Origin of the sequence: Nocardia stercoris (assembly GCF_003696265.1) — a bacterium.
Lineage (GTDB): Bacteria > Actinomycetota > Actinomycetes > Mycobacteriales > Mycobacteriaceae > Nocardia > Nocardia stercoris.
In genome coordinates this window covers 389049-405392 of record NZ_RFFH01000001.1, presented here as the reverse complement: position 1 = coordinate 405392, position 16344 = coordinate 389049, and the positions used below count along the sequence as shown (strand labels likewise).

General features: G+C 70.2%; 16 protein-coding genes. 8 read left to right on the top strand and 8 right to left on the bottom strand.

Going from position 1 to position 16344, the window contains the following annotated elements:
* Positions 1-5: 5 nt before the first annotated feature.
* Genes EBN03_RS01740 through EBN03_RS01725 form a run of 4 tightly spaced genes read left to right on the top strand, consistent with a single transcriptional unit; the run spans position 6 to position 3030 of the window.
* The gene (locus EBN03_RS01740) at positions 6-578 is read left to right on the top strand and encodes a DUF3558 domain-containing protein (RefSeq protein ID WP_122186048.1); all 573 of its coding nucleotides are present in this window, start codon (positions 6-8) and stop codon (positions 576-578) included.
* A gap of 49 nt (positions 579-627) precedes the next feature.
* On the top strand, positions 628-1143 hold the full coding sequence (locus EBN03_RS01735) for a hypothetical protein (protein ID WP_122186047.1): 516 nt from the start codon (positions 628-630) through the stop codon (positions 1141-1143).
* Entirely contained in the window at positions 1143-2291 is a 1149-nt protein-coding gene (locus EBN03_RS01730; protein WP_122186046.1) for a hypothetical protein, read from the top strand. Before EBN03_RS01735 ends, EBN03_RS01730 begins: the two co-directional genes overlap by 1 nt.
* Entirely contained in the window at positions 2284-3030 is a 747-nt protein-coding gene (locus tag EBN03_RS01725; RefSeq protein WP_122186045.1) for an ESX secretion-associated protein EspG, read from the top strand. Before EBN03_RS01730 ends, EBN03_RS01725 begins: the two co-directional genes overlap by 8 nt.
* A 10-nt stretch (positions 3031-3040) precedes the next feature.
* Here EBN03_RS01725 and EBN03_RS01720 read toward each other — a convergent pair whose 3' ends face one another.
* Both EBN03_RS01720 and EBN03_RS01715 read right to left on the bottom strand, forming a co-directional pair.
* Positions 3041-4213, bottom strand: coding sequence for an amino acid deaminase/aldolase (locus EBN03_RS01720; protein ID WP_122186044.1), 1173 nt, complete (start codon positions 4211-4213; stop codon positions 3041-3043).
* A gap of 60 nt (positions 4214-4273) precedes the next feature.
* Positions 4274-4729, bottom strand: coding sequence for a TetR family transcriptional regulator (locus EBN03_RS01715; RefSeq protein ID WP_233608043.1), 456 nt, complete (start codon positions 4727-4729; stop codon positions 4274-4276).
* 279 nt (positions 4730-5008) lie between these two features.
* Here EBN03_RS01715 and EBN03_RS01710 point away from each other — a divergent pair, with 279 nt between their 5' ends.
* Entirely contained in the window at positions 5009-5749 is a 741-nt protein-coding gene (locus EBN03_RS01710) for a tyrosine-protein phosphatase (protein WP_122186042.1), read from the top strand.
* 22 nt (positions 5750-5771) lie between these two features.
* Here the strand turns inward: EBN03_RS01710 and EBN03_RS01705 are convergent, their stop codons facing one another.
* The gene (locus tag EBN03_RS01705; RefSeq protein WP_122186041.1) at positions 5772-7037 is read right to left on the bottom strand and encodes a class I adenylate-forming enzyme family protein; all 1266 of its coding nucleotides are present in this window, start codon (positions 7035-7037) and stop codon (positions 5772-5774) included.
* 170 nt (positions 7038-7207) lie between these two features.
* A complete protein-coding gene (locus EBN03_RS01700) occupies positions 7208-8002 on the bottom strand; it encodes an enoyl-CoA hydratase/isomerase family protein (protein WP_122186040.1) in 795 nt (264 codons plus the stop codon).
* A 37-nt stretch (positions 8003-8039) separates the two neighbouring features.
* On the opposite strand from EBN03_RS01700, the gene EBN03_RS01695 reads away from it, so the two are divergent.
* Entirely contained in the window at positions 8040-9056 is a 1017-nt protein-coding gene (locus EBN03_RS01695; protein ID WP_233608042.1) for a glutathione S-transferase family protein, read from the top strand.
* Positions 9057-9109: 53 nt separating this feature from the next.
* On the opposite strand, the gene EBN03_RS33955 is transcribed toward EBN03_RS01695, so the two are convergent.
* Genes EBN03_RS33955 through EBN03_RS01680 form a run of 4 tightly spaced genes read right to left on the bottom strand, consistent with a single transcriptional unit; the run spans position 9110 to position 11781 of the window.
* Entirely contained in the window at positions 9110-9280 is a 171-nt protein-coding gene (locus EBN03_RS33955; protein ID WP_158675504.1) for a hypothetical protein, read from the bottom strand.
* Positions 9273-10064 (bottom strand): hypothetical protein, encoded by a 792-nt coding sequence (locus EBN03_RS01690; RefSeq protein WP_122186038.1) that lies wholly within the window; start codon positions 10062-10064, stop codon positions 9273-9275. The genes EBN03_RS33955 and EBN03_RS01690 overlap by 8 nt, the downstream gene beginning before the upstream one ends.
* The gene (locus EBN03_RS01685) at positions 10061-11062 is read right to left on the bottom strand and encodes an ATP-binding cassette domain-containing protein (RefSeq protein ID WP_122186037.1); all 1002 of its coding nucleotides are present in this window, start codon (positions 11060-11062) and stop codon (positions 10061-10063) included. The genes EBN03_RS01690 and EBN03_RS01685 overlap by 4 nt, the downstream gene beginning before the upstream one ends.
* Positions 11059-11781 (bottom strand): hypothetical protein, encoded by a 723-nt coding sequence (locus EBN03_RS01680; protein ID WP_122186036.1) that lies wholly within the window; start codon positions 11779-11781, stop codon positions 11059-11061. The genes EBN03_RS01685 and EBN03_RS01680 overlap by 4 nt, the downstream gene beginning before the upstream one ends.
* An 89-nt stretch (positions 11782-11870) precedes the next feature.
* On the opposite strand from EBN03_RS01680, the gene EBN03_RS01675 reads away from it, so the two are divergent.
* Positions 11871-12296 (top strand): VOC family protein, encoded by a 426-nt coding sequence (locus EBN03_RS01675; RefSeq protein WP_122186035.1) that lies wholly within the window; start codon positions 11871-11873, stop codon positions 12294-12296.
* Between the two features lie 322 nt (positions 12297-12618).
* Positions 12619-16314: an ABC transporter ATP-binding protein gene (locus tag EBN03_RS01670; protein ID WP_122186034.1), complete on the top strand. Its 3696-nt coding sequence runs from the start codon at positions 12619-12621 to the stop codon at positions 16312-16314.
* Positions 16315-16344: the final 30 nt, after the last annotated feature.

Below are 16344 nucleotides of genomic sequence, written 5' to 3'. Positions count from 1 at the left end.
GTGCGATGGGCTGGAAGCGGACAGTGTCGGCGGTGGCCGGCGGGGTCGGGGTGGCGCTGGTTGTGGCGGGGTGCGGGACCGATGGAGGGAGTTCGGGGGGCGCGGCTGTGTCGACGACGACTTCGGCGTCGATGGCGGCGAATGCGCCGACCGCGTTCGATCCGTGCAAGCTGCCCGCATCGGTTATCGCCGAGGAGGGGTTCAAGAACCAGCCGTGGAATGCCGACTCGGATGGGAACGGCGGGATCCACTGGCGGGGTTGCGGATGGCTGGTATCCAACGGCTACAGCGTCAGCATTCTCACCACCAACGTCACGCTGGCGATGATTCATGCGAATCACAATTTCACTGTGTCCGAGGAGTTCGCTATCGCCGGCCGTCCGGCCCTGACCTACCAGCAGACCGGCCAGACGGACACCCACGGGAACTGCCTCCTGGAAGCGCAGATGACGGGCGGCAGCTTGGAGTTGCAGATCGACAATCCACCGTCGGCCGATCTGACAGCCAAGACACCAGCCTGCGATATTGCGAAGAAGCTCGCACAAGATCTGATCGCAACATTCCCACCCAACGCGTAAAGGCCAGACATCGGCACGGCCGATCATCCAGAGGGGGAGGCTCCACACGATGTCGACAGACGACACACCTGCGCCGAAGCCGGGCCCGCTAGCGAACCTGATTCAAGAGGCCCGGAACGGCTCGCTGACGGTCAGTTTCGGCTCAGACCTGACCGTCAACGCCGATGAGTTCGCCTACATCGAACGCGACTGCCAGGCATTCATGGATCAGATACGGTCGATGCAACAAATCGCCAAACGAATTTCGGACCAGACATATTGGGGCCTGGGCGAAAAAACCGATGGCCTGGATTCAGCCAAGGCGGTGGTCAGCTGGTTCCGGGGCAAGGCTGCGATCGCCGATCCGACTCGCGACACCGCGAACAACGTCTGGGACATCCTGGAACAGCATTACCAGATCATCAAAGACATCCGCGATCTCCACCACACGATCGCGCAGAAGTACGTCGAGTCCGACGCCGAGTTCGCCGCCGAATACAACCGAATCAAGGCGAACATGCCCGACAGCCCGATCGGCCCCAATAACATCCCCGCCCGTGTACCGACCCTGGGACAGTCCGGATAATGGCCGACGCGAAAGAACCGCAACGCAACCCGCACCCTGAGCACACGGACAAATGGGACCACTGGCCGATCTACCGTGCGTTCAACCCGCTCGACACCACCGACGCGCACAATGCCGCCAAGCTGTACCTTCAGATCTCCACCGACTGGTGGCAGAACGTGAACTTCTTCGTCGCCCGGCTGCGCCAGTCCAGTTCGGCGGCCTGGCAGGGTGCGGCCGCCGAGGCGTCGCGGAAGGCGATCGGGGACTACGCACAGAAGGCGCTGGATCTGTCCACCTCGCTGGAGGATCTGCAGGCTCTCGTCAACCAGACGGTCGACGGGATCAACCAGATGAAAACCGTTCCCGAGCCGAAGAATTCGACCACCGGTCTCGCTGTGCTCTGGCATCCGAGCGCGTGGCCGGGGAACTCCCGGTCGTTGAAGGCGATCAACGACGCAGCGAGTCAGGCCCGCGAGGATATGCAGAAGTACTACGTCGACCCGTTCCAGCAGGTCGACCAGAACATTCCGGTCCTACCTGTGCCGAACAGCCCGACCGATCCGATCAACACCTGGAATCCGCCGGGCGGCCCCGGTGGGAGCCAGCCGCCGGGCGGCCCCAACTCCGGCCTGCCGACCGGCCCGGGTGACCCGAATCAGCCGTCGACGCCCGGTGATCCGAACCAGCCGTCCACTCCGGGGCAGCAGCAGCCCACCGATCAGCAGACCCCGCAGAACACCCCTGGCACCCAGCCGACCGGAACCAGCCCCGCTCCAACCGACCCGGGGGCACCGGGTGGTCCCGCGAACACCACCACGGCCGGATTCCCCTCCGGCCCGGGCGATCCGAGCGGACCCGGTATGCCGAGCGGACCCGGTATGCCGGGCAACCCCAACACACCCGGCGGCCCGGGGTCGGTCACGCCCGGCTCCCCGACGGGCAGCGCGCCCGGCGGTCCGGGCCGGATCCCCGCCGGTACCCCCGGTGTGGCCGGCATGCCCGGCATGGGCCAGCCCGGTCGTGGGTCGAAGGAAGAGGACGAGAAGACCCACGAGATCCCGGATTGGCTGCGGACCATGGAGAACACCGACGAACTGCTCGGGCCGCTGCCACGCACCCTGCCCGACGGTGTCATCGGCCGGAACCCTGAGCCCCGCAATGGCTGAATGGTCCTGGGAAACAGACGATTTCGCGGCGTTCTGGTACAGCGACGCCAACGATCGCTTTCCCTACCCGATCGCCTACACCAGCCGCTTCGCCACCGCGGACGCCGCGGCCGCGCACCGTGCGGCGGTGCGGGCCCGCTACGACGCCGACCAGACCGAGCTGATCCAGCTCGCCATGGATACCGTCACCGCCTCGGACGTGCACATCGAGATCGTGGGCAGCTCGACCACTTTCGGCAACGGTTCGCCGCGGGAATATCGAATGCTGGGCGCTCGCACCATGTCCCATGCGGTCCTGCTGACCCAGGCCGCCGACGACGGTGTGCACGGCGCGATCCGGTGCCGGTTGTTCCCGAGCGAGCAACTCGGCCGGCGGCTGGGCGACGTGCTGCCCGCGGCGAAACCGGGCAGCGGCCGGACGGAAACCTTCCATCTCGCCGACCTGCAGCCTGACGCGCCGGATTCCCGTGCCGCACAACGCTTCGAGCAGCTCGGTCGACGACGGTTCGACGGCTCCGGCCAGGCCGCCCTCTATACCGGAAACATTCACGCCCGCCCCGACGCGTGGTTCGAGACCCGCTGGGTGGATGTCACCGGTGACGGCCGCTACCTGCAGCAGCTCAACGGCGAACATCTGACCCTGCGCCCGGTGTCCGCCGGCGACCTCGCCACCGGTTTCGACAGCTGGATCGCCCGGGCCCTCGACCGGTTACGCGCCGACGAGCCGGACACCTGGTGAGCCGCCGGGCTCAGCCGAAGGACTGTCCTTCGCCGCGGTAGGTGGGGACGCTGATCCGGGAGCCGTCGGCGTCGATCAGGTGCACGGTGTCGAACCGTTCGCACAGTTCACCGGCCTTGGCGTACCGCATCCACACCCGGTCGCCGATCTTCAGGCCGCCGGCACCCGACAGTGGGGTCTGTACCTCGCCGGCGCCCTCGGTGCCGATCAGGCGCAGGCCGGCCGGCCAGACCGGCAGCGGTGAGCGGCTGGCGGCGGCCGGGCCCGAGGCCTGATAGCCGCCCGCGAACGCGGTGACGATCCCGGGCGCGGGCTTGCGGACCACGGGTAGCGCGTAGAACATGGCCGGCCGGGGCGTGAAGCCCCGGTAGCCGTCGAACAGGGTCGGCACGTACAGTCCGGATCCGGCGGTGACCTCGGTGACGCCGGGGTCGGACACGCTCAGTTCGATCGATCCGCTGCCGCCGCTGTTGACCAGTTCCAGGTCGCCGACCACTTCGCGCACCGCGTCGAGCACCTTGCCGCGCCGGCGGCCGATCTCCGCCCCGGAGATCGACTTCACCAGGCGCACAGCGGGATTGGTGTCGGGCAGGCCCGCGATCTGGGCCTCGTAGGTCATGACGCCGGCGACCGTGAAGCCCCGGCCGGCGGCGACTCCGGCCAGTTCGGCGGCCTGTTCGGGGGTGCGCAGCGGCGAGCGGCGGACGCCGAGGTGCAGCGGGCCGAGCCGCAGCGAGGCGTCGACGTCGAGGCAGACCCGCAGCGGGCCCGGCCCGGCCACGGTGCGCAGCAGATCGAGCTGCGTGATGTCGTCGACCATGAAAGTGACTGCGGCGCGGACGGATTCGTCGGCGCCGATTTTCGCGATCGCGGACCGGTGCACGGTCGGGTAGCCGAGCAGGATGTCCCGCGCGCCGTGCTGGTGCAGCCAGAGCGCTTCGGCCGGCGAGTAGGCCATGATCCCGCGGTAGCCGCCGGCGGCGGTCAGCTCGGAGCCGAGGACCTCTTCCAGGACGGCACGGACGCGGACGGATTTGCTGGCGACCCGGATCGGCACGCCGCGCGCGCGCCGGACCAGGTCGGCGGCGTTGGCCCGTAGGGCGGGGAGATCGATGACAGCGAAGGGGCCGTCCAGGTCGGCGGTGGCGGTCTGGAGCCGCTCGAGCGCGGTGGAATCGATCACCTGTTTACTGAACCACGAATCTGGTCACCCGTCCAGGACCACTCCCGGCGGGAACCGGGATCAGCGGTCGACGGCCTTCGCCGCCAGGCAGGACACGAGATCGTCGAGCACGACCAGGGTGGTCTCGTCGTTGCAGTCGGCCAGCCAGCGCAGTACCGAACCGTGCACCACGGCCAGCGCGTAGGCGGCGATGGAGTCCAGCGGCTCGATCCACATGGTCCCGGACCGGTCGGCACACAACTGCAGGAAGGAGGCGACCTGACCGTCCAGCGCGCGGAAGAGCGCGACCACGTCGGGGTCGGCCGAACAACCCGCGGCCGGCGCCTCCCAGCGTCGCTGCAACGCCGCGATACAGGTCTCGAAGCCACGAATATGCTTGTCCGGCTTCGCTTTGATCGCCGGGAACAACGAGCTGATCCCGGCGTGCAGCAGCACCCGCAGGGCGCGGGTACCGGTGCAGTTCAACGAGGACGCGGCCTGTTCGACTGCATTCTCCAGTAGCGGAAGTGTTCTCACCGCGACTGTCTGTCCACTTGCCATCACTTACGACAACCTCTCGGCGACACGAATCGCGCGCACACCCCTCTTGCGCGGCGGAGCAGGACCTTCGGTCGCCGTTGACCTGCGGACCCCTGGGCGGGCTCACCCGTTCAGTGCTTTCACATCATAGCCCTATTACAGGGAGCGCGACCAGGTTCGGGAGAATTTCCATACCGAAGGATTGTTTCTGGCCGAAACTATGAATACACATACAAACCGACCGGACGTATTAATTGTAAAAGATAGCCTTGACCGGTGAATTCCGACCACCCCGACCATCCCACCCTGTCGGGCACATTCAATGTCCGCGATCTGGGCGGCCTACGCACCGCCTCCGGCGCCACCGTACGCGCCGGCGTCCTGCTGCGCTCCGCGCACCTTCCCGACCTGGACGAAGACGGCCGGCGGACCCTGCGGACGCTCAGGGTGACCGCGGTCTTCGACCTGCGCAGCACCCACGAGATCGCGCACATGGGCGCCGACGCGCTCCCGCCCGGCGTCCGGCTGGCCGCCGTCCCCTTCGACCCCGACAGCGGCCGGAACCTGGGCAGCCCGCCGGACCGCCCCGACGCCGCCGGCGACATGCTGCGCTCCTACCGCGGATACCCGACCCTGCCCGGCACTGCGACCGCCATCACAGCCGTCGCCCGCGAACTGTCCCGGCCCGACGGCGTCGCCCTCGTGCACTGCGCGGCCGGCAAGGACCGCACCGGCTGGACGATCGCCACCCTGCTGCGCGCCGTCGGCGTCACCGAGGACGACATCCTCACCGACTACCTGGCCAGCATCGGCGCCATCGACGCCCTCGCCGCCGACGTGGCCCGCAAATCCGGCGGCTACCGGCTGCCGCAGCCGTATCTCGAAGTGCGACAGGAATATCTGGCCGCCGCCACCGAATCGATGCACACGCACTACGGCAGCCTCGACGGCTATCTCACCACCATCGGCATCGACACCACCACCCGCGACCGGCTGGGCGAACGCCTGCTGAGCTGAACCCTCCGGGACCGCTGTCGACCTACGCGACCCGGTGCACCAGACCGTCGGCGTCGATCCGGACCTCGTTGCCGGTGTGGAACCACGTGCCGGTGAACCGGGAGCTAGTGGTCTGCGGATCGTTCCAGTAGCGGCGGCTCACGTTCGGGCCGCGGCACAGCAGCTCCCCGTGCCCGCTGTCGGCCGCCGGACCCCACAGCGCCAACTCGGTGCCACCGAACGGGAGCCCGAGCACATCACGGCCGTGCACCGCGCCGTCGGGCAGATCGCCGGCGCAGGCCAGGCCGATCCCGCTGGTCTCGGTGGCGCCCCACACCGACCACTGCTGCGCGCGCGGGAACATCCGCCGCAGCACCGCGCCCACCGTCGGCGCCGGGCCGCGCTCGGACCGCGCCGCCTCCGACGGCCCGACCTCGGACCGGTGACTGGCCAGGCACACCTGCTTCACGCCCTCGGCCCGCACCTCGCTCAGCTGCGGCAGCAGCCCGGCGACCGTGCGCGGCGTCGTGGACACCATGTCGATCTGTCCCCCGGTCAACGTCTCGGCGATCCGGGCCGAATCCGGCACCAACACCACCGTGCCGCCCACCGCGAACGTGGGCAACACCTGGTCGACGCAACCGCTGGCGTGCGCGAGCGGCGCCAACACCAGATTGCGCAGGCCGTCGGTGGGCAGATTGAGCGCACCGACCATCGACCGGACCGCGGACAGCAGATTCTCGTTGGTCAGCTCCACCCCGCGCGGCGCGCCGGCGGGCGTCTCGGCGCTGGTGTAGCAGAGCAGGGCCAGCTCGGTCAGCGAGGCACCGTCGTCGATGAACGCGGCACCGTCGGGGAACCGGCTGTAGCCGTACTCCGGGCCACCGCCGTCGAGCACGAAGTCGGCGCTGCTGTCGGCGAGCACCCGGCTCGCCGCCGCGTCGGACAGGCCGTCGGCGACCAGCACCGGGACCGCACCCGACAGCAACGCGCCCAGGAAGGCCTGCACCCAGGACGCGCCGACCGGCATCTTGACCGCCACCCGGTCGCCGTAGCCGATGCCGTGCTCCTGCAGACCGCCGGCGATGCGCGCGGCGGCATGCCACAACTGCCGGTAGGTGAGCCGCGGACCGCCCACCTCGACCACCGCCTCCCGCGCGGAGAAGGCATGCACCTGCACATCCAGCAACTCCGTGAGCGCCGGATTGAGATTGCCGTACCGCAGCACACCGTCGGCACCGCGGGCCAGCGGGTTACTGATCCACGGACCCCGCGAGCACTGCGGGTATTCGACCAGAACAGGCGGCATACGTCCTCCGATGCCTCGAGTCGCCACGGCCCATGATATGAGGTAAGTCACAACAATGGGCGGATAGTCGACAATCGGTGCCCATCCGCGATGTGCCGACCACCCACGTCACGCTGCTGTTTTGTGCCACGACACCGTCGGCGCGTGCCACCGCCCTGGTCCGCGGGTCGCTACTTCCCGGTATAGGTCGCCTTGCCCGGACCGTCGGTCAGGAAGCTGCGGACCGCGCCCTTCAGATCGTCGGTGCCGAAAAGCTCGCCGGAGACCCGCGGGGTGACCGAGTCGGCATGCGCGATTCCCCCGGACCGCCAGGCCGCCACGATCTGCTTGGTGGCAGCGTGCGCCCGGGTCGGCCCGTCGGCCAGCCGCACGGTCAGCGCCCGCGCCACGGCGTCGACGTCCTCGTGCACGCCGTTCACCACACCCCAGTCGGCGAGGGTCGCGGCGGGATACAGGTCACCGGTCATGACCAGCTCCCGGGCCCGGCCCGAACCGGCCCGCTCGGCCAGCCGCTGCGGACCGCCCATCGACGGCGTCAGCCCGACCACCGTCTCCACCAGACCGAACTTCGCCTTCGGCGCGGCCAGGATCAGATCACACGCCAGCGCGATCTCGAACGCGGCGGTGAGCGTCAGACCGTGGGCGGCGAACACCACCGGACAGGGCAGGGCCTCGAGCGGGGTGATGATCCGGTCGAACAGCCCCTGCCACAGCTCGGCACCCTCCGCGACCGTCAAGCCCTCGAAGACGTGCACGTCGACACCGCCGGAGACCACCTTGCCCTCGGCACGCAGCAGCACCGCGCGCGGCGTGCGAGCCGACAGCTCCGCGACCCGACCGGCGACCGACTCCATCATCGCCGCGTCGAACAGGTTGAGCGGCGGACTGTCGAAGGTCAGCACGGCCAGTTCCGCACCGGCGGGGGTAACGCTGTACTCGAGCCGGGTGGGTGTCGAATCAGTCATGACAGGAATGTATTCCACAGTCTGCGAAACTGACAGGGTGACCACGAACAGCCCCGCCACACCGGGGAGCTACGTCGAACCCGGCGAATTCAAGCGCGACACCAACTACATCACCACCCGCATCACCGCCGACGGTCGCGACGGCTTCCCCGTCGAGCGCGGCAGCTACCGGCTGATCGCCGCCCGCGCCTGCCCGTGGGCGAACCGCACGCTGATCGTGCGCCGGCTGCTCGGCCTGGAACCGGTTCTCTCCCTGGGCCTGTGCGGGCCGACGCACGACGCGCGCAGCTGGACCTTCGACCTCGACCCCGGCGAGGTCGATCCGGTGCTGGGCATCCACTTCCTGCGCGACGCCTACCTGCGCCGGTTCCCCGACTACCCGCGCGGCATCACGGTCCCGGCAATCGTCGACGTGAACACCGGCGCCGTGGCGACCAACGACTTCGCCCAGATGACCCTCGACTTCTCCACCGAGTGGACCGAATTCCACCGCCCCGGCGCACCGCAGCTGTATCCGCCGGAGCTGCGATCGGAGATCGATACCGTCGCCAAGCGGATATACACCGAGGTCAACAACGGTGTGTACCGCTGCGGCTTCGCCGGCGACCAGCAGGCGTACGACGCCGCCTACGACCGGTTGTTCACCGCGCTGGACTGGCTGGAGGACCGGCTGAGCCGGCAGCGCTATCTGGTCGGCGACACCATCACCGAGGCCGATGTCCGGCTGTTCACCACCCTGGTCCGGTTCGACCCGGTCTACCACGGCCACTTCAAGTGCAACCGCAACAAACTCGACGAGATGCCGGCGCTGTGGGGTTACGCCCGCGACCTGTTCCAGACCCCGGGTTTCGGTGACACCGTCGACTTCGACCAGATCAAGGCGCACTACTACATCGTGCACACCGACATCAATCCCACCCGGATCGTGCCCAAGGGCCCGGATCTCAGCGGCTGGCTGACCCCGCACGGCCGGGAGAAGCTGGGCGGTCGCCCGTTCGGCGACGGCACCCCGCCACCGCCGCCGGTCCCCGCCGAGGTCGTCGGCCGGAAGTGAACTCGGCGGCCCCGGGTGCGATCAGCCCGGGGCCGCCCGACCCGGCGCAACGCTCAACGGCCGGCGCGGCCGAGATACCGCAGGGCGACCGCGCCGGCGCGCGTACTCAACAGCACCGCCGTCGCGACGAACAGGCCCGCGTCGACGGCCGGGGCGAGCGGACCGCGTGGCGGCGGCGTCCGTAACACGACCCCGTCTCGCACTCGGTACTCGGCGTCACGCATCGATGTCCCGCGTCCGCAGCAGCCACCACGCGCCCGCACCCAGCCCGGCCGCCCACAGCAGCAGCACGATCGCGGCGGCCGGGGTCGGGGCCAGCGCGGACGCGTTCGGGAAACTGTCCACCGAGATCAGCCGGATGCTCGCCGAACCCGGCAGCAGCACCGCCGTGCCGGGCATGCCCGCGCCGCCGAACACCGCCCACAGCACCGGTTCGGCGACCAGCCAGCCCACCAGGGCCACGAGACCGGAACCGAAGGCGCGCAGGATGATTCCCAGACTCGCGCCGATCACTCCCCAACAGCCGGCCGCGAGGACCCCGCTGCACAGGTTCTCCACCAACACCCCGACCGGCAGGCCGGAGCGGCCACCCGCCAGCAGCCCGATCGTCCCGCCGACCGCGGTCACCACCCCGAGCAGCAGCGAAAAGACCGCCACCGCACCGAATTTCGCGCCGGCCAGCAGATCCCGGTCGGGGGTGAACAGCACGGCCAGCGCCAGGCTGTCGTCGCGGTACCACCGGCTGGTCGCCCGCAGCCCGGCGACCGCCGCCACCACCGCCGTCACGACGAACGCGGCGTACAGCCCCAACCCGTACGTGCCGAGTCCCCATTTGCCGTGCTCCTGCGGCTTGTTGCCGAAGGTGCTGCCCGCGATCCCGGTGACCAGCGCGAACACGGCACAGGCCGCGAGCACGTTCCAGGTCGACCGCAACGTGGTGTAGCCGCGGAACTCGGCGAGACCGGCGCGGGTCACCTCCGCCGGGACGGTCAGGTTCATCGGGTTCATCGCGGCATCCCGTACGAGGTCGGAGGTTGCGGTACCGGACCGGGCGGCGGCGGATAGCCGACCGGCCGGGCCGGAACCGGATAGGCCGGGGGCTGCGCCGGAGCGGACTGGCCACGCGCGGTCAGTTCCGCCAGCACGCGATCCGGGTGGATCGTCTCCAGCGCGGGCGGGCTCACATGCACGCGGGCCACGCGGGCCGCGGCCTGGACCTGCTCCGGCGTGGCCTCGGCGACGCCGAGCCGGCCGTCGGGCCGCATGACCGTATCGGTGAAACCCTCGGCGGCCAAGGCGGTGGCGAGCGCGATCGGGCTGGAGGAGGCGACGACCAGCCGGTCCGGGTGGTCGCGACGCAACCGGCGCGGACTGCCCTGGAACACCACGGAACCGCCGGACAACACGATCAGGCCGTCGGCCACCGGCACCACCGGCGCCAGGCTCTGCGCGGTCAGCACGACTGTGCCGCCGCGCCGGGCGTGCCCGCGCACCACATCCAGCAGCCCGACCTGATCGGCGGGATCGAGTCCCGCGAGCGGATCGTCGAGGACCAGCAGCGGCGGATCGCCGATCACCGCGACGGCGAGAGCCAGCCGGGTGCGCTGGGATTCGGCCAGTTCGCGGATGCGGATATCGGCCACCTCGGCCAGGCCCAACCGGGCCAGCAGCTGATCGACCCGCTCGTCGCCGGCGCCCGCCGCCGCCGCGTACCGGCGCAACTCACCGCGCGCGGTGCGGGCCGGATGCAGACCGCGCGACTGCAGCATCGCACCGACCGGAGTGGCACCGCGCCCACCCGGCGCCCGGCCGCCGACCGTGACGGTCCCCGAGCTGGGCGGCAGCAGGCCGAGCAGGATCCGGACCAGCGTGGTCTTGCCGGAGTCCGGCGGTCCCACCACCGCCGCGATACCGCCCACCGGGACCCGGAACGACACGTCCCGCAGCACGGTCACGCCGCCGAAGGCGCGGTGCAGGCCCGAGACCGAGCAGGCGGCTCCGGTCATCGGTGGCCTCCCTCGGCCGCGGTGTCGCTACCCAGGGCGGGCAGCGGGTCGGCGTCGATCACCCGCGGCTGCGGCCAGGTGCGCGGCGCGGGCCCGAATGCCTTGCGCGCGTTCATCGTCACGATCCGGCCGAGCGCGCGATTGCCGAATCCGCCGATGGCCGCACCGATTCCGGCCGGGATCACCTTGCCCAGCATGAGCACACCGCGCTTGGCCACGAACTGCAGCACGAACCGCTTCACCAGGGAGTCGTTCATGGCGCTGATCCCCGGAATGCGGTCGGCCAGCAGCATTCCCCAGTTCTTGGCCGAATGCCCGACGTTCTTCTCCACGATCTCCATCCCGGAGTCGCCGAGCACCACGGCCAGCACCAGGGCACGCCGGCGGGCGGCGTCCTCGGGGGCGACACCGTGTACCGCCGCGACCGCGAGGGTGAAGATGGCCGAGGCCTCCAGGAAGAACGCGGTCTCGGCGCCCATGGCGGCGAGCGAGGTGATCGTGCCGACGCCGGGGACGGCCGCGGTCGCGCCGACGGCGGTCCCGCTGCTGGTGACCGCGGTCAGATACATCCGTTCCATCCGCTGGACCAGTTCGGCCGGGGACTCCTCCGGATACATCCGATGCAACCGGCCGACGTACCGGGCCACCGCGGGTGCCTGCAGTTCGGCGCCGTTGTCCAGCAGGGACACGATCGCCTTCTCCGCGGCGTCGGTGAACATTCGCCATCACCCCTCTCGTTGCCGCCGAGTCTATTGTCCGATGCCGGGTGACGGTGGCCCCCGCCCCGACGAGCTGTCACGCTGGAACGATGACCGAGACCGACGCGCACGTACCGCCGACCGGTTCCACCGCGATCTGGCCGAACTTCGTCTACCGCGACGCACCTGCCGCGATCGAATTCCTCTGTACCGCTTTCGGATTCACCGAGGTAGCCCGCTACGGCGAGGGATCGACGGTCGATCACGCCGAACTGGCCGGGCCCGAGGGCGGCGGCATCATGCTCGGCAGTGTCCGGCCGGAGAGCTCGCTGCACACGCTCCCACCGGGCACCGGAGCCGCCTATCTGGTGGTGAGCGACCCGGACACGCTCTACGAACGCGCCAAGGCCGCCGGCGCGGTCGTCACCCACGAACTGCAGAACGAGGACTACGGTTCCCGCGGCTTCGCCTGCCGCGACCCCGAGGGCGTCCATTGGAGCTTCGGCACCTACGCGGGCGCCAGGCACCCGGGCTGAGCGTCGGCGGCGAGACAACCGTGCCACCGGCCCCGGTGAGTCGATAGTTCCGACCCGAGCGACGGTAACGCTTGCCCGCGATCTGTTCACCGGGCGCGCTGTGGTGTACCCGGCAGAATGCGTAGACCGCCGCGCATCCGTGCGAGGCATCACGCCCGGTCGTCGGGCGTGATGCGGTGTAGCGATCCGGCCGGAATGGGTCGACCGCCGTGCGTTCGGCGAGGCGTCGGCGCCCGGTCGGGCGGGGTCCCGGCAGGGCGCGGATGTGCCGGCTGCGAACACGGAGGCGGCTTGTCAGGGCCGGTGGGTACCGTCGATTCCGATGAGTGAGACTGCGCGGACCGACCGATCCGACCCCGGCTGGCTGCGGCGACTGTGGACGATCACCCGGCAGCGGCCGGGGCTGCTGACCGGCACGATCGCCGCCGTCCTCGCCGGTGCCGGGGTGGAGGTCGTCATGCCGCTGGCGGCCCGGGCGGCGCTCGACAGCGCCGTGCGGGCCGACACCCGTGCGATCACCGTGGTGTCGGGGCTGATCGTGATGCTGGCCGTGGTCCGGTTCCTGACCTCGTACGGCCGGCGCTGGCTGGCCGGGCAGCTGGCGCTCGACGTGCAGCACCGGCTTCGGGTGTCGGTGCTGCGGGCCGTCCACCGCTACGACGGGCCGACCCAGAACCGGCTGCGGACCGGGCAGGTCATCTCCCGTTCGATCAGCGACCTGCAGCAGGTCCAAGGTCTGTTGGCGATGGCACCGCTGTCGATCGCGCAGCTGCTGATCGTGGTGCTGGCGGCCGTGATCATGTTCGTGCTGTCGCCGCTGCTGGCGGCAGCCGCGCTGCTGACGGTGCCGGTGATGCTCGCGGTGGTCTACCGCACCCGGCCGCGGCTGCACGCGGCAACCTGGGCCGCGCAGCAGCAGGCCGCCGAGGTCGCCCAGCACGTGCAGGAATCGGTCGCCGGTGTGCGGGTGGTGAAGGGTTTCGGCCAGGAGGCCCGCATGGTCGGCGTGCTCGAGGAGCACGCCCGCACGCTCTACTCCGACCGGATGCGGGCCGCCCGCATCGACGCCCGGTTCGCGCCGACGCTGGCCGCGGTGCCGCAGGCCGGGCAGGTGATCGTGATCGGGCTCGGTGGTGTGCTGGCCCTGCACGGCGGGATCGGTGTCGGCACCTTCCTCGCGTTCGCCGGGTACGTGACGCTGTTGGCGGGCGCGTCGCGGGTGGTGGGCAGCATGGTGGTGCAGGCCCAGCTGACCCGGGCCGCCGCCGAACGCGTCTTCCAGGTGATCGACGACGCGCCCGCCGCGGTCGATCCCGAACGGCCGCAACCGGTTCCGGCCGGCCCGCTGGGTGTCGAGTTCCGCGACGTCACCTTCGGTTACGACCCGGACCGCCCGGTGCTGCGCGACCTGGACCTGCGGGTCGCGCCGGGTGAGACGGTCGCGGTGATCGGCCCGGCCGGCTCCGGGAAGTCCACGCTGGCCCTGCTGCTGCCGCGGATCTTCGCGCCGGACCACGGTTGCGTCCTGCTGCACGACACCACCGGCGCCGAGGTCGACGTGGCGAACGTGCCCGCGGCGGAGCTGCGCGCGGCGGTCGGGGTGGTGTTCGACGAGCCGTTCCTGTTCTCCGACACCATCGCCGCCAATATCGCGCTCGGCCGGCCGGACGCGAGCCAGGAGGAAATCGAGGCGGCCGCGAAACTGGCCGCGGCCGACACCTTCATCGACGACCTGCCCGACGGATACCGGACGGTGGTCGGCGAACGCGGTCTCACCCTGTCCGGCGGCCAGCGACAGCGACTCGCCCTGGCCCGCGCCCTGCTCGCCGACCCGCGCATCCTGGTCCTGGACGACGCGACCTCGGCGGTCGACGCCGTCACCGAGGCGGCCATCTTCGCGGCGCTGCCCAACGGCGGCCGCACCACGATCATCCTGGCCCACCGCGAGTCCACGCTCGCGCACGCCGACCGGGTGGTCCGGCTGCCGGAACCACAGCGGTTCGAGCAGGCCGGCACGCTGTGGCCGCCGCCGGTTCCCGCCGAATCCGCCGAGGTGCCCGAAGAGGTCCGCGCACAGCTGCGCCGACTGCCGCCCGCCACCGACACCCCCGGCCAGGTCCTGGACGCCGATCTGGCCGCCTACGTGCGGCAACAGACGTCCGGCACCGCACCGCAACCGGCCACCGAGACACCCGGGCCCACCGACACCTCGCTGTGGCGGCTGTTGCGGCCGGTGCGGTGGACGTTGGCCTTGGTTGTGGTCTCGCTGGCACTGAATTCCCTTGCGGGCGTGGCCTTCCCCGCCTTGAGCCGGTTCGCGCTCGACTCGGGCGTCGCCGGTCACCGGCCGGGCGCGCTGGCCGCCGCGGCGGTGATCGGAGCGGTGCTCGTGGCGTTCAGCTGGTGCAACGACTCCGCCGGCACGCTGGCGGCCATGCGGGCGGGTGAGCGGCTGCTCTACGGCCTGCGGATCCGGTGTTTCGCGCACCTGCAACGGCTGGGGCTCGATTTCTACGAGCGGGAACTGTCCGGCCGGATCATGACCCGGATGACCACCGATATCGACGCGCTGTCGACCTTCCTGCAGACCGGGCTGGGAACGGCGCTGGTCAGCGTGCTGACCTGTTCGGGCATCGCGGTCGCGCTGCTGTTCATCGATTCCGGTCTGGCGCTGCTGGTCTTCGCGATGTTGTCGCCGCTGGTGCTGGCGACGTGGCAGTTCCGGCGGGTGTCCTCGGCCGCCTACAGCGCGGCCCGGGAGCGGGTCTCGGTGGTGAACGCCGATTTCAGCGAGAACATCACCGGATTGCGGGCGGTGCAGGCCTACCGCGCGGAATCGGCCGCCGCGCAACGGTTCTCCGGCTATTCCGAGGCGTACCGGGTGGCCCGGACCCGGGCGCAACGGGCGATCGCGCTGTATTTCGGCTTCTTCATCGCATGGTCGGATGTCGCGCAGGCGGCGGTGGTCTACGTCGGCGCCCACCAGGTGGCGCGCGGCAGCAACACCGCCGGGACCCTGGTGGCGTTCGTGCTGTACCTGACGCTGCTGTTCAACCCGATCCTGCAGCTCTCGCAGGTGTTCGACGGGTACCAGCAGGCCCGGGTGGGTCTGACCCGGATCGGCGCCCTGCTGCGCACGCCGTCCTCGATCGCCCCGGACCCGGCCGAGCCGGCCCCGATCACCGGGCACCTGCGCGGCGAAATAGCTCTGGAGGGAGTGAATTTCCGCTATTCGGAAGCGAAAAACCCTGCGCTAGAAGATGTTTCGTTGCACGTGCCGGCCGGGACCACCCTCGCCCTGGTGGGTGAGACCGGCGCCGGCAAGTCCACGATCGTGAAGTTGCTCGCCCGGCTCTACGACTTGCCGCCCGCCGCCGCCGAACCGGACGAATCGGAAACGGGCGCGATTCGAATGGACGGAATCGACATCCGCGACTATCGGCTGTCGGACTACCGCGCCCGGCTCGGCGTCGTACCGCAGGAAGCTCACTTGTTCAGTGGCGACATTGCGAGCAATATTGCATTCGGGAAAACTTTCGCGAGCCCGGCGGAAATCGAACGCGCGGCCGCGGCGGTCGGCGCGCTGGAGATGATCTCCGGATTGGCGCACGGCATGCGGCAACCGGTCGGCGAGGGCGGCCGCGGACTGTCCGCCGGGCAGCGGCAGCTGGTCGCGCTCGCCCGGGCAGAACTGGTCGACCCGGACCTGCTGTTGCTCGACGAAGCGACGGCGGTGCTGGACCCCGACAGCGAGGAGAAAGTCTTGGCGGCCAGCGCATCTCTCATGGCCGGCCGGACGGCGGTGATCGTCGCGCACCGGCTGGCGACCGCCGCGCGGGCCGACCGGATCGCCGTCGTCGCACACGGCCGGATCACCGAAATCGGCACCCATCCGGAGTTGCTCGCGGCTACTGGTCAGTATTACCGACTCTGGCGAGCAGCCGAGAACACCGTAGGAATATTGTCGTCGGAGGACGAGTCGACATCTATGAGGGTCGGACCGACCGGCGGTCCATAACCGTCGCGTCTTCCGGCTGGGCCTATCCTC